Source organism: Pseudomonas sp. JV245A (assembly GCF_032424515.1).
Lineage (GTDB): Bacteria > Pseudomonadota > Gammaproteobacteria > Pseudomonadales > Pseudomonadaceae > Aquipseudomonas > Aquipseudomonas protegens.
Map to the genome: position 1 here is coordinate 1 of NZ_VYKE01000057.1, position 13,136 is coordinate 13,136.

Annotated in this window: 15 protein-coding genes; 11 read left to right on the forward strand and 4 right to left on the reverse strand. The window is 65.9% G+C overall.

Features of this window, described 5'->3' with window-relative positions; all coding sequences use genetic code 11:
• The 4 genes from F6S12_RS16860 to F6S12_RS16875 all read left to right on the forward strand — a co-directional run.
• A partial coding sequence (locus F6S12_RS16860; protein ID WP_315869113.1) for an acyl-CoA dehydrogenase C-terminal domain-containing protein occupies positions 1–1,550 on the forward strand: 1,550 nt, incomplete at its 5' end.
• A 120-nt stretch (positions 1,551–1,670) separates the two neighbouring features.
• On the forward strand, positions 1,671–2,084 hold the full coding sequence (locus tag F6S12_RS16865) for an LIC_13387 family protein (protein ID WP_169893976.1): 414 nt from the start codon (positions 1,671–1,673) through the stop codon (positions 2,082–2,084).
• 94 nt (positions 2,085–2,178) lie between these two features.
• Positions 2,179–2,784, forward strand: coding sequence for a hypothetical protein (locus F6S12_RS16870; RefSeq protein ID WP_169893974.1), 606 nt, complete (start codon positions 2,179–2,181; stop codon positions 2,782–2,784).
• Between the two features lie 50 nt (positions 2,785–2,834).
• Positions 2,835–3,449, forward strand: coding sequence for a hypothetical protein (locus F6S12_RS16875; RefSeq protein WP_025130117.1), 615 nt, complete (start codon positions 2,835–2,837; stop codon positions 3,447–3,449).
• Positions 3,450–3,517: 68 nt separating this feature from the next.
• Here F6S12_RS16875 and F6S12_RS16880 read toward each other — a convergent pair whose 3' ends face one another.
• Together F6S12_RS16880 and F6S12_RS16885 are read right to left on the reverse strand one after the other, a co-directional pair.
• Complete coding sequence (locus F6S12_RS16880; protein WP_025130118.1) at positions 3,518–3,703, reverse strand: hypothetical protein; 186 nt, start codon at positions 3,701–3,703, stop codon at positions 3,518–3,520.
• 95 nt (positions 3,704–3,798) lie between these two features.
• Complete coding sequence (locus tag F6S12_RS16885; protein WP_015634945.1) at positions 3,799–4,005, reverse strand: DUF6021 family protein; 207 nt, start codon at positions 4,003–4,005, stop codon at positions 3,799–3,801.
• A gap of 163 nt (positions 4,006–4,168) precedes the next feature.
• On the opposite strand from F6S12_RS16885, the gene F6S12_RS16890 reads away from it, so the two are divergent.
• The 7 genes from F6S12_RS16890 to F6S12_RS16920 all read left to right on the forward strand — a co-directional run bounded on the left by F6S12_RS16890 (position 4,169) and on the right by F6S12_RS16920 (position 9,840).
• On the forward strand, positions 4,169–4,798 hold the full coding sequence (locus F6S12_RS16890; RefSeq protein ID WP_011060457.1) for an HAD family hydrolase: 630 nt from the start codon (positions 4,169–4,171) through the stop codon (positions 4,796–4,798).
• Between the two features lie 317 nt (positions 4,799–5,115).
• Positions 5,116–5,304, forward strand: coding sequence for a DUF1843 domain-containing protein (locus tag F6S12_RS16895; protein ID WP_015634943.1), 189 nt, complete (start codon positions 5,116–5,118; stop codon positions 5,302–5,304).
• A 36-nt stretch (positions 5,305–5,340) separates the two neighbouring features.
• On the forward strand, positions 5,341–5,976 hold the full coding sequence (locus F6S12_RS16900) for a DUF1842 domain-containing protein (protein WP_315869114.1): 636 nt from the start codon (positions 5,341–5,343) through the stop codon (positions 5,974–5,976).
• A 51-nt stretch (positions 5,977–6,027) separates the two neighbouring features.
• Positions 6,028–6,636, forward strand: coding sequence for a DUF1842 domain-containing protein (locus tag F6S12_RS16905; protein WP_011060454.1), 609 nt, complete (start codon positions 6,028–6,030; stop codon positions 6,634–6,636).
• Positions 6,637–6,768: 132 nt separating this feature from the next.
• Positions 6,769–8,235 carry a GDL motif peptide-associated radical SAM/SPASM maturase gene (locus F6S12_RS16910; protein WP_026020220.1) on the forward strand — a complete coding sequence of 489 codons (1,467 nt, stop codon included), beginning with the start codon at positions 6,769–6,771 and terminating at the stop codon, positions 8,233–8,235.
• Between the two features lie 175 nt (positions 8,236–8,410).
• Positions 8,411–8,824: a VOC family protein gene (locus tag F6S12_RS16915; RefSeq protein ID WP_011060452.1), complete on the forward strand. Its 414-nt coding sequence runs from the start codon at positions 8,411–8,413 to the stop codon at positions 8,822–8,824.
• Between the two features lie 227 nt (positions 8,825–9,051).
• Positions 9,052–9,840, forward strand: coding sequence for a helix-turn-helix transcriptional regulator (locus tag F6S12_RS16920; RefSeq protein ID WP_041752100.1), 789 nt, complete (start codon positions 9,052–9,054; stop codon positions 9,838–9,840).
• A gap of 60 nt (positions 9,841–9,900) precedes the next feature.
• Here F6S12_RS16920 and F6S12_RS16925 read toward each other — a convergent pair whose 3' ends face one another.
• Together F6S12_RS16925 and macA are read right to left on the reverse strand one after the other, a co-directional pair.
• The gene (locus tag F6S12_RS16925) at positions 9,901–11,859 is read right to left on the reverse strand and encodes a MacB family efflux pump subunit (protein WP_041117091.1); all 1,959 of its coding nucleotides are present in this window, start codon (positions 11,857–11,859) and stop codon (positions 9,901–9,903) included.
• 2 nt (positions 11,860–11,861) lie between these two features.
• Positions 11,862–13,013, reverse strand: a complete 1,152-nt coding sequence (gene macA, locus F6S12_RS16930) for a macrolide transporter subunit MacA (protein ID WP_011060449.1) — start codon at positions 13,011–13,013, stop codon at positions 11,862–11,864.
• Between the last annotated feature and the right edge of the window lie 123 nt (positions 13,014–13,136).

Sequence of the window (13,136 nt, forward strand, 5' to 3'; positions counted from 1 at the left end):
GCACCCCGGCCGGTTTCAAGGAGGCCTACAGCACCTATATCCAGGGCGGCTGGGTCGGCCTGAGCGGCAACCCGGCCTACGGCGGCATGGGCATGCCGAAGATGCTCGCGGTGCAGTTCGAGGAAATGCTCTACGCCGCCAACTCCAGTTTCGCCCTGTACTCGGCCCTGAGTTCCGGGGCCTGCCTGGCCATCGATGCCCACGCCAGCGAAGCGCTGAAACAGCTGTACCTGCCGCCGATGTACGAAGGCCGCTGGGCCGGTTCCATGTGCCTCACCGAGGCCCACGCCGGCACCGACCTGGGGATCATCCGCACCCGCGCCGAGCCCCAGGCCGACGGCAGCTACCGCATCAGCGGCAGCAAGATCTTCATCACCGGCGGCGAGCAGGACCTGACCGAGAACATCATCCACCTGGTGCTGGCCAAGCTGCCGGACGCCCCGGCCGGGCCCAAGGGCATCTCGCTGTTCCTGGTGCCGAAGATCCATGTGGACGCCAACGGCAATCTCGGCGCGGCCAACGCGGTGAGCTGCGGTTCCATCGAGCACAAGATGGGCATCAAGGCCTCGGCCACCTGCGTGCTGAACTTCGACGGCGCCACCGGCTGGCTGATCGGCGAGGCCAACAAGGGCCTGGCGGCGATGTTCACCATGATGAACTACGAGCGCCTGTCCATCGGCATCCAGGGTATCGGCTGCGCCGAGAACTCCTACCAGAACGCCCGCACCTACGCCCGCGAGCGTATCCAGAGCCGCTCCCCGGCCGGCCCGGTGGCCAAGGACAAGATCGCCGACCCGATCATTGTCCACCCCGATGTGCGGCGCATGCTGCTGACCATGAAGGCCATGACCGAAGGCGGCCGGGCCTTCGCCAGCTACGTCGGCCAGCAGCTGGACCTGGCCAAGTTCGCCGACCAGCCCCATGAGCGGCACAACGCCGAGGCCCTGGTGGCGCTGCTGACCCCGGTGGCCAAGGCGTTCTTCACCGACACCGGCCTGGACAGTTGCGTGCTGGGCCAGCAGATCTTCGGCGGCCACGGCTACATCCGCGAATGGGGCCAGGAGCAACTGGTGCGGGATGTGCGCATCGCCCAGATCTACGAAGGCACCAACGGCATCCAGGCCCTGGACCTGTTGGGGCGCAAGGTGGTGGGCAACGGCGGCGTGGCCCTGCGCCTGTTCACCGGCGAGATCCGCGACTACGCCTACCTGCCCGGAGCCGCCTACGCCGCCGAGCTGCTGGACGCGGTGCAGCGCCTGGAAGACCTCAGCGACTGGCTGCGTGAACAGGCGGCGCAGAACCCCAACGCGGTGGGCAGCGCCTGCGTCGAATACCTGCAGCTGTTCGGCTACGTGGCCTACGCCTACCTGTGGGCGCGCATGGCCCAGGTGGCCGAGCACAAGCGTTCCGAGGACGACGGTTTCTACGGCGCCAAGCTGGCCACCGCGCGCTTCTACTTCAGCCGCCTGCTGCCGCGCATCCTCAGCCTGGAGCAGAGCATCCGCGCCGGCAGCGCTTCCTTGTTCGGCCTCGACGCCGAGCACTTCTGAGCCCCTGGGCAGGGCGCCCGGCGCCCTGCCCCGTGCTGGCAAAAAACCGCCGCCCGCAGGTGCAAAACCCCGGGCGGCCCGGCATACTCCGCGCACCCGAGCACCGCCCAAGGAAGAAACGTGTTGGCCCCCGCCCTGATCATCGCCAGCTCAGCCATCGTGCTGCTGCTCGGCACCCTGCACCTGATCTACACCTTCGCCACCGACAAATTCCAGCCCCGGGACCCGGCCCTGGCCGAACGCATGCGCCAGGTGTCACCGATGATCACCCGCCAGACCAGCCTGTGGCGGGCCTGGGTCGGCTTCAACGCCAGCCACAGCCTGGGCGCCATGCTGTTCGGCCTGGTCTATGGCTACCTCGCCTGGCTGCACCCGGCCCTGCTGCTGGAGGCCCGTGGCTTGCTGCTGATCGGCCTGGGGTTTCTCGCCAGCCTGTGGGTGCTGGCCATCCGTTACTGGTTTCGCATTCCCCTGGCGGGCATCAGCCTGGCGCTGGTGCTGTTCAGTGCGGGCACCCTGCTGCTTTTCAGCTGACTGACACCCATTGCGCAGCAGCCCTGGCCGACATCCATGAGTCCCACAGCCCCCGGCCATGGCCCGGGGCAAATCACCCACTTCGAGTTTGCCCATGTCCCGCCTGTACACCCTCTGGTCCCGGCTCTACTACCCGCTGTGCTGGATCGCCGTCGCCGCGCCCACGGCCACCATGATCCATTGCAACCTGAACCTGATCGTCCCCCGGGACGTCGGCGGCACCCTGTTCGGCGGTTCCATGGGTTTTCTGATGTACCTGGGCGGCTGGGCCCTCAGCGTCCTGGGCCTGTTGCTGGCGCTGCTGACCCGGGTACCCGGCGCGCGCCTGGCCTGGATCGTCGCCGGGCTGGTGCAGTTGCTGCTGGGCCTGTGGTGGCGGATCAACTACCCGGATGATTTCGACGGCAACCTGATCTTCAGCATCCAGGCCCGGGAGCTGGACTACGTGATCGTCTTCGGTTTTGCCCTGGTCTACAGCGGGGTCTACCTGTTGCGCCAGCAGCGGCTCAAACCGCGTCCGCCCGCCCATCGCAAGCTGCTGTTGCTGCGGACCCTGTGGGCCCTGGTGCTGGGGGCGGCCTTCATCCTTCCACCGCTGCAGGCCATCACCCGCAAGCCCCTGCCCTATTGCGCCTTCGACCGGGCCGGCAATCAGTTGAGCATATGCCTGGGCCCTGGCACCCGGGTGATTGTCGACTGAGCGTCCCCCTGACTTCATTCCTCCTTTTCTCGACCTTGATGAGTGTGCCCATGTCTCGCCTGTTTACCCTGTGGTTGTGGCTCTACCGCCCTCTGTGCTGGATCGTCGTTGCCATCCCGCTGTCGGTGATGCTGGTGTGCGACGTGCAAATGATGCAACCGCGGGATGTCAGCGGCACGTTGTTCGGCGGCGCCATGGGTTTTCAGCTGTACCTGTTTGCCTGGGTGCTGTGCCTGATCGGCCTGGTCCTGGCCCTGCTGACCCGGATGCCCGGCGCGCGCATGGCCTGGCTGATGGCCGGGCTCGTGCCCTTGCTGCTGGGGGCCTGGTGGCGGCTCACCTACCCGGATGATGAAGATGGCAGCCGCTCCTTCAGCCCCCAGGACTGGGAACTGGACTACATGATGGGCATCGTGTGCCTGTTCGTTATCAGCGGCCTGTACTTCTACTGGCGCCGACGCCTCGTCTCACGGCCCGCCGCCACCAGCGCCGATGTGCTGTTTCTGCAAACCCTGTGGGCGCTGGTCCTGGCGGCGGCGTTCATCCTGCCACCGCTGAGCTTCATCAAGCAGCAATCCCTGCCCCGCTGCGCGTTCAACAAGGCCGGGGAGCAATTGACCGTGTGCCTGAGCGATGATCCGAACGAGCCGGTGATTGTCGACTGACCCGCCGCTGGCAGCAGCCCGGACACAAAAAAGCCCCGAACCGATCGGGGCTTTTTTTCTACCGGGCGCTATCGATGCTGGGTGGCCGGTGACGCCCTGCGCACCGGCAAGGCGGCAGCAAAGGCCAGGGCTTCTTCCCGGGTGCCGAAAGTGGCGAGCCGGTCACCCGCTGTGCAGACCTTCCAGGGGCCGTGGTTGACGCTCAATACCTGATAACCGTTGATCTGCAGCTTGTTCAGCAGCGGCGTACTCATGGACACCTCCTTTTTGTCAGCGTGCCTGGGGCTTGGCCGTTTTACCTTACACCCGCAGAACGGCCCGACGACTGCCGCATGTCGGCGTGCCGCGGTCATTTCTTCAGGTTGGCCAGTGGATCGTAGGCCCGCGAGCGCTTGCGCCGGTGCTCGGGTTCAGGGCGGTCCAGGGGTGCCCTGGCCGGGCCTACCGGGTCTACCTGGGGGTCGGCCAGGTCTGGCGAATCGGGGTCGAAACCCGGGTCATGATGATTCGAGGCATGCTCGGACGAGCGCGGCCCCGTGGGGTTCTTGGCAGTCATGGGCAGCTCCTGTGCCAGCCTGGAAAAGGCCGGATACAGGGGTTGGATCGCGATCCGTTCCAAGGGTGCCGGCAAGCGGACCAATGGCCAGCGGAAAATTGCATTGCGCTGCGCAGCGTCGCAGGATAGCGCCTGGCCCATAACCGCTCAAAAGGACGTGTTCATGACGATTCGTGCCGTGGTTTTCGATTTTGGTGGCGTGCTGTTCGACTGGAGCCCGCACCACCTGTACCGCCAGCTGATCCCCGACGATGAGCGCCGCCAGTGGTTCCTCGACACCATCTGCACCCAGGCCTGGAATACCCGGCAGGACGCCGGCCGCAGCCTGGCCGAGGCGACCCGCAGCCTGGTGGCCGAACATCCCGACCATGCCCCCTTGATCGAGGCCTATTACGGGCGCTGGCCGGAAATGCTCAAGGGGCCACTGGATCAGGGCGTGGCCCTGCTGGAAGAACTGCACCAGGCGCAGGTGCCCCTGTTCGGGCTGACCAACTGGTCCCGGGAAACCTTTCCCTATGCCTGGGACAATTACCCGTTTCTGCAGCGCTTTCGCGACATCGTGGTGTCGGGGCAAGAGCGCCAGATCAAGCCGGATGCCGAGATCTATCACACGACCCTGGGGCGCATTCGTGCGCATTTGCCGGGGGTGGCCCCCGAGGAACTGGTGTTCATTGACGACCATGCGCCCAATATCGTCGCCGCAACGGCGCTGGGGTGGCATGCGATTCATCATGTGACGGCGGCCGAGACCCGGCGCCGGCTGGAGGAGTTGGGGGTGGTCCGAGCGCACTGACACCCCGTAGGGGCTGGCTTGCCAGCGAAGGCGCCGGCCAGGGCGATGCATGGCTGTCGAGGGCCTCTTCGCCGGCAGCCGGTGCCTACGCTCGCCCCCCTTTCTCACCCCCTCCTATCGCCATCCGCAATCACCTCCCACCTGCATATCGCCCTTTGGAATGTCTCCAAAATCAACCCTTTACCGACCGTGAATCCACCGGTCGGAAACCCACAAAATCAATGTGCCATTACCCTGCCAATTCCACCCGCGCTGCTTAACTGCAAAAGCTGCCGAGTAGCGCAGCACCCCATCCACACCCACGGAAGGCAAACGCCATGAGCAATGCATCCCAACATGTGATCCCCCCCTACGGAGTCGCCATCCAGTCGGCCATCAGCGAAGGCAAGCTGCCGGAGATGAAAGCCCTGCTGGCCAAGCGCGATCCGGCCAGGAACGAACCCAAGGATCTGCACAACGCCTACGAACAGCTGGCCAAGGAAGTCGCCCGCCTGGAACGCCGCTGATCGCGGTTCCCCTGTCATTGAATGGAGGCAAAGTAAATGTCCGGCAACTACTCGCAAGCCGAAGGCCTGTTCCCCCTGAGCTACCGAATCGGCACCTCGCAACCCGGCGCACCCACCCTGATCCTCAACCTGCTGGCCTATACCCCGGAACACAGTGTGCGCGGCACTTCCAGCATCACCCAGGCGGTCAACCCGCCCCTGGACCTGCACAGCGATGTCTGGGGCCAGTACACCTACCTCACCGTCATGCCGCCCAGCACCAGCAAGATCCTCATCACGGCCCAGGGCAACCAGGGCGGCCCGGGGTCGAACTCGGTGATCAACTTCAAGCTGCAGTTGGTGGTCAGCGACGACTGGAAGGAAGGCGTGGCCAACTATCAGTACTACAACGGCCACAGCTGGGTGACGGTCAACCAGGTGCCCGCCCACCTGCAGGAAACCGTGCAGTCCAGCACCCTGTCGGCCCCTCTGCACCGCGGCCAGCCCAACCATCCGCTGCCGCCGATCTCGGCGCTGTACGGGGCGCCGATCCACGGTGCCATCGCCAGCGGTGACCTGGCGCAGATGAAGAGCCTGCACAAGGTCGCCACCCAGCAACTGGAACAGCTGCCGCTGATCCGCACCGCACTGGTGGCCGCCAAGGCCGAGATCAGCCAGCAGGAGCGGCGCTGAGCCCGGCCGTCCATCGAACCTGATGTCTTCAAGAAGATAAGGAGTTGCAGCATGACAATCGGACTGTTCCATACCCGCCTCATCGTCGCCAACCCCGTGATCGGTGGGCCGGTGCTGACCCTCGACCTGCTGGTCGATACCCCGAAGAAACGCGTCAGCGGCGTTGCCCGCGTGACCCAGAGCACCTCGCCACCGGTGCAGTTCCATGCCGACGTGTGGGGCGACTACTCCCAGGTCAAGCTCGACCCCTCCAGCGAGGGGCACATCATCCTCAGCCTGGCCGGCAATCCCAGCGGCCCCACCAGCCAGATCGCCGAGACCTTCCACCTGCAGGGCATCCTCGGCCTGGACTGGGCCAGCGGCTTCGCCAGCTACAAGTACCAGTTCCAGGGGCACTGGCACGTGGTGCAACACGCCGCCGTGAGCCCGGCCCCGGTGGAGCAGGCACAGGCGGCGGACTACGCCAGCCAGGCCGGCCCGGCCGCCGAAGTGCGCCACCCGCTGTATGCCGTGGCGCTGCAGCAGGCCCAGGCCAGCGGCGACCTGGCGCGGCTCAAGGCACTGGTGGCCCAGGGCGAGCAGCAACTGGCCAACGCTGACAACCTGACCCAGGCGGTGCAGCAGTTGCAGGCAGAAATCAGCCGCCTGGAACAGCGCTGACCACCAGCCCCCGGGGCCGCCCGCCGCGGCCCCGGGGGCTGCCACAAAACGACCGCGCCATTGCGACACAAGGAAGGCGCGCCTATTTCGATGGGTTGGTGCCGCGCACCGCCGGGTGCGCAAGGAACTCTCATGTCAGACCGTCTCCCCGCCCGCTACCTCAGCGAAACCGACCTCAAGCGCTTTGTCCCGGTGCATGTGGTCTGGGAAATCACCCTCGCCTGCGACCTCAAGTGCCTGCATTGCGGCTCCCGCGCCGGGCATCGGCGCCCGGGCGAACTCAATACCCAGGAATGCCTGTCGGTGATCGATTCGATCGCCGCCCTGGGCACCCGGGAAGTCACCCTGATCGGTGGCGAAGCCTATCTGCGCAAGGACTGGACGCGGCTGATCCAGGCCATCCACGACCACGGCATGTACGTGGCGATCCAGACCGGCGGGCGCAACCTGACCCCGGCCAAGATGCAGGCCGCGGTGGATGCCGGGCTCAATGGCGTCGGCGTCTCCCTGGATGGCCTGGCGCCGCTGCATGACGCGGTGCGCAATGTCCCCGGCTCCTTCGACAAGGCCCTGGATACCCTGCGCCGGGCCAAGCAGGCCGGGCTCAAGGTCAGCGTCAACACGCAGATCGGCGCCGCCACCCTGCCCGACCTGCCGGCCCTGATGGAGCTGATCATCGATGCCGGCGCCAGCCACTGGCAGATCCAGCTGACCGTGGCCATGGGCAATGCGGTGGATCACCCCGAGCTGCTGCTGCAGCCCTACCAGTTGCTGGAGGTGATGCCGCTGCTGGCGCGCCTGTACCGCGAAGGCGCCGAGCGCGGGCTGCTGATGAATGTGGGCAACAACATCGGCTACTACGGCCCCTACGAGCACATGTGGCGCGGCTTCGGCGACGACCGCGTGCACTGGAGCGGCTGCGCCGCCGGGCAGACGGTCCTGGCCCTGGAGGCCGACGGCACGGTCAAGGGCTGCCCGTCCCTGGCCACCGTGGGTTTCTCCGGTGGCAACGTGCGCAGCATGAGCCTGCACGACATCTGGCACTACAGCGAAGGCATCCACTTCGGCCGCCTGCGCTCGGTGGACGACCTGTGGGGCTACTGCCGCACCTGTTACTACAACGATGTCTGCCGCGGCGGCTGCACCTGGACCTCGCACTCGCTGCTGGGCAAGCCAGGGAACAATCCCTACTGCCACTACCGGACCCTGGACCTGGCGAAAAAGGGCCTGCGCGAACGCATCGTCAAGCTCGAAGACGCCGGCCCGGCGTCGTTCTCGGTGGGCCGTTTCGACCTGATCACCGAACGCATCGACACCGGCGAGGCGGTATCGAGCGTCAACGACAGCGGCCAGGTGATCAAGCTGGCCTGGGTCAACCAGGGCCAGGCGTCGCCCGAGGAAGGCCGCATCCCGCCGCGCCTGGCCCTGTGTCGCAGTTGCCTGGAGTACATCCACGCCCATGAAAGCACCTGCCCGCACTGCAACGCCGATGTCGCCGCCGCCGAAGCCCGGCACCAGGAGGACCGGCTGCGCCAGCAGGCGCTGATCAACACCCTGCACCAGTTGCTCGGCACGCCCCAGGAGCAGCCGCGCCTGTAACCCCCGCCCGCACCGCCGCCGCGCCCCCAATGGCGCGGCGACGGTTATATCGCCACGGGCGAGCATGGAAAAACCATCTATAAAAAAACCTCCGCGCAGGGCCGATAGCGGCTTTGCTATGGAAGTTCGTCCACAGGCCCGCGTGCCTGCCCGTTACCTGCGACCGGAGCACAGCATGAAAATCAACCCCTACCTGGTGTTCAACGGCACCTGCAAGGCCGCCTTCACCTTCTATGCCCAATGCCTGAACGGCACCCTGGAAATGATGATGACCTTCGGTGAAAGCCCGGCCCGTGATCACATCTCTGCCGACTGTCACGAACGCATCATGCACACCCGCCTGAGCGTCGGCGACCAGGTGCTGATGGGCTCGGACACCACCCCTGAGCTGCCCTACCTGGGCATCCACGGCTGTTCGATCTCGCTGAACATCGACAACGCCGCCGAAGCCGAACGGGTATTCGCCGCCCTGGCCGAACAGGGCAACGTGCAGATGCCCCTGGAAGCCACCTTCTGGGCCGAGCGCTTCGGCATGCTGGTGGACCGCTTTGGTGTGCCATGGATGGTCAATTGCGAGAAGCGCCCGTAACCCGGCCCACCTGCAAGCCCGGCCCCGGTGCTGTGCAACGCAGCACCGCACCGCTGCGCCCGCGGTGAAAGATTTTGCGCACTTCATCAAACAGCCACCGCAACCCTGTACTAGGATACGAGGCGACCCTTTGTCGCCCAGAGCAAACAGGAGGTAAATCAACCCTGACCCAAACTCGTTGCTATAAGGCAGCCCCCCTCCACACCTTCACATTCATGGATGAAATGATGAACTCACAAATACTGTTTCCACACATTGGTAAGGTCATCGCCAGCACCGGCAGCCGCAACTTTCCGCGCATGCTGCACGACCTGATACTCACCCAGCTGGCTGTGGACGCCACCCATATCACCCAACTGCGGGCCGACCCGGAACAGGCCGTCGGCAGAACCGGCAACACCCTGATGCAGACCCGCCACCCTCTGTACAGCGATGCCCATGCCAGCAATGACCCGCTGCTGCTCACCGGCTTTCCCGAACAACCCGGCGAACCGGCCCCGGGCCCGTCGCTGCAACGCCAGCGCGGCCACGCGGACCCGGCACAACTGCACCTGACCGGGCGCAAGGACTCCTACCACTACGTGCTCTCGGTGTACCGCAGCAGCCAGGACCAGAGCTTTTCCCCCCAGGAACGCCTGCTGCTGGAGGACATCTCGCCGTTGCTGCTGCCCATGGTGGAAAAACACATCAGCGCCCTGCAGCCCCGGGGCGATGCCGCCGAGCAGGACAGTGCCGCCATCGAGGGCCTGGCAAGCCTGCGCCTGCGCTTTGCCGCGCGCCTGGAACAGTCCGGGCTGCGCCTGTCCAACCGCGAGCTGGAGGTCTGTGTCGGGCTGCTGGCCGGGCGCACCGCGCCGCAGCTGGCCGAGCAGCTCAAGCTCAAGGTCAATACCGTCGAAAGCTACTTGAAGCGCGCCGCCATCAAGCTCGGCATCAGTGGCCGGCACTCGCTGCTGCGCTGGATGTACTCGCCCGAGGAACAAGCGCCGCACAGCAGCGAAACCCCGACGGCCTGATCCGGCCTTGGCCCTGTAACCCCCGCCGGCCCCAGCGCCGGCGGTTCGGTCTACGGCCTGTCAATCCCGGGCCAGGGCTTCGATGGGATCCAGGCGCGCGGCGTTGCGCGCCGGAACGAAGCCGAAGACGATGCCGATCAGGGTCGAACAGGCGAACGCGGTAATGATCGACCCCATGGAAAACACCATCTCCCACTCCTTGATGAACAGGGTGAACAGGTAGCCGATGGCGAACGACAGGCTGATGCCGATGGCCCCGCCGATCAGGCAGACCATCACCGCCTCCACCAGGAACTGCTGGCGGATATCCGACTGCCGGGCCCCCACCGCCATGCGGATGCCGATCTCCCGGGTCCGCTCGGTGACCGACACCAGCATGATGTTCATCACCCCGATTCCCCCCACCACCAGGGAAATCACCGCGATCAGCGACAGCAGCAGGGCCAGGGAGCGGCTGGTGCGCTGCACCGTCTGCATGATGCTGTCGAGGTTGTTGGTGAAGAAATCCTTGGTGCCGTGGCGCTGCTCCATCAGCTTCTTCACATGCTCCTCCACCACTTTGCTCGGCTGGCCGTCCTTGATCCGCACGCTGATGCTGTCCAGGTGGCGCTGGCCGAGCACCCGCCCGGCGGCGGTCTCGTAGGGCAGCCAGACGTTCAGCAGGTTGCTGGCGGCGAACATGTTCTTGTTCTCCCGGGTCACGCCGATCACCGTGCACGGCAGGTTGCCCACCAGGATCACCTGCCCCAGCGGGTCGACATCCGGGCCGAACAGGCGGTTGCGGGTGTTGTGGTCGATCACCACCACCTGGGCCTGGCGCCGCGCGTCGTTCTCGCTGAAGGAAATGCCGCTGGCCAGCTTGATGTCGCGAACCTGGAAATACAGGTGGCTGACGCCGTTGACCGTGGCGTTGAGGTCGATGTTGCCGTAGCGCAGCAACAGGCTGCGGCCGACCATGGGCGTGGCACTGTCGACGTAGTACAGCTGGTTCAGGGCCGTCACGTCGGCGGGCATCAGGGTCTGGATCGCCGCCGCCCGGCTGTCGCCGAAACTGGCCCCGGGGAAGATGTCGATGGTGTTGCTGCCAATGGCCTGGATGTCCTTGAGCACGTAGCGCTTGGCGCCCTCGCCGATGGCCACGATGGACACCACCGAGGTGATGCCGATGACGATCCCGAGCATGGTCAGCAGGGTGCGCATGCGGTGCGAGACCAGCGCCACCCAGGCCATCACGAAGGCCTCCTTGAACAGCCCCAGGCTGGCCACCAGGCGCCGCGCACCGGCGGGCCGCACGCTGACCGGTGGCTCGCTCGGCGCCTCGTCCGCCGGGCGCGGGTTGGCCCGGTCGCTGACGATCTCGCCGTCGCGCACTTCGATGATGCGCTGGGCGTTGGCCGCCACCTTGGGGTCGTGGGTGACGATGATCACCGTGTGCCCCAGGCCGTGCAGTTCCTGGAGGATGTTCATCACCTCCTTGCCGCTGGCGGTGTCCAGGGCACCGGTGGGTTCGTCGGCGAGTATCACTTCGCCGCCGTTCATCAGCGCCCGGGCGATGCTCACTCGCTGCTGCTGGCCGCCGGAGAGCTGGTTGGGCCGGTGGCCCAGGTGCCCGGACAAACCCAGGCGCGCCAGCAGTTCCCGGGCCCGGCCATGGCGCCTGACTTGCGGGGTACCGGCGTAGATCGCCGGCATCTCGACGTTGTGCATGGCGCTCAGGTGCGGCAGCAAGTGGTAGCGCTGGAAGATGAAGCCGAAGTAGTCGCGGCGCAGTTCCGCCAGGGCCTGGTCGTCGAGGTCGCGGGTTTCCCGGCCGTTGACCTTGTAGCTGCCGGCGGTGGCATAGTCCAGGCAGCCGAGGATGTTCATCAGGGTCGACTTGCCCGACCCCGAGGCCCCGGTGATCGCCACCATTTCCCCGGCCTGGATGCTCAGGTCGATGTGCTTGAGGGCCAGGAACTCCCGATCCCCGGCGGTGAAGCTGCGGCTGATGCCGGTGAGGTGCAGCAGGGGCTCGCTCATGCTCAGGCCCCTGCCGTGCCGGGCAGCGGATCACCGATCACCACCCGGTCACCCTCCGCCAGGCCGTCCTTGATCTGCACCTTGACGTTGTTGTTGATCCCGGTGCTGACGTTGCGCGCCTGGGCATGGCCCTTGGCGTCCAGCACCCGCACCGCGAAGCTGCCGTCGGCATTGCGCGGGCCCAGGGCCGCCACCGGTACCATCAGCACGTCCTTGGCGGTATCCAGCACGATGCGCACCTGGGCAGTCATGGAAATGCGCAGCCGATGGTCCGGGTTGGGCACGTCGAACAGCGCGTTGTAGAACACCGCGGTGTTCTGCTTGGGGGTGCCGGCGGTCTGGGTCTCGAGAAAGTTCTGCGGCGCCGGCTCAGTGCCCCGCAGTTTGGCGTAGTAGCGTTTTTCCGCCTCGCCGAGGATAGTGAAGTACACCTGTTGGCCGGGGGCGATATGGATCACATCGGCCTCCGAAACCTGGGCCTTGACGGTCATGGTGTCCAGGTCCGCCAGTTTGAGCAGCACCGGCGCCAGCTGGTTGGCGATCACCGTCTGGCCTTCCTGGGTCACCACCCCCACCACATCGCCATCGATCGGCGCGACGATGCGGGTGTAGGCCAGGTTGACCTTGGCGGTGTCGATCTGGATGTGCGCGCTCTTGATCTGCGCGTCCAGGGACAGCAGGTTGGCCCGCTGCACCTCGTAGTTGGATTCGGCGGTCTCGTAATCCTGCTGGGAAATCGAGGCGTCGGACTGCAAGTCACGGTAGCGCTCGTAGATGGCCTTGGTTTCCTTGAGCTGGGCCGCAGTGGCGCGGCGCTTGGCCTGCAGGTTCTCCTCGTCCACCTGGGCCTGGCGCAGGGTGTTCTGCAGCACCAGCGGGTCGATTTCCGCCAGCCACTGGCCCTTTTTCACCTTGTCCCCGACCTTGACCTTGAGCGACTTCAACTGCCCGGAGACCTGGGCCCCGACATCCACCTGCTTGATGCCTTCGAGCAGGCCCGAGGCCAGGACCGCGTTCTCGATATCCCCCCGTTCGACCTTGGCGGTCAGGTACTGCGGCGGCTCCGCCGGCGCCTGCACCGTATAGAAAATCAACCCGGCCACAACCACCAGCAACAGCCCCATACCGATTTTGCGAAACTTCGACTTTTCCATAGATGACCACAAGTCCGTTGAGGGCGGGCTGCACCGGCCAGCGGCGAGCCCCCTTACAGAACACCGTGCTGCCGTAGTGAGCGGTGTTCCAGATGAATGAAACCGGGTGTCCAGGCGCCGGCA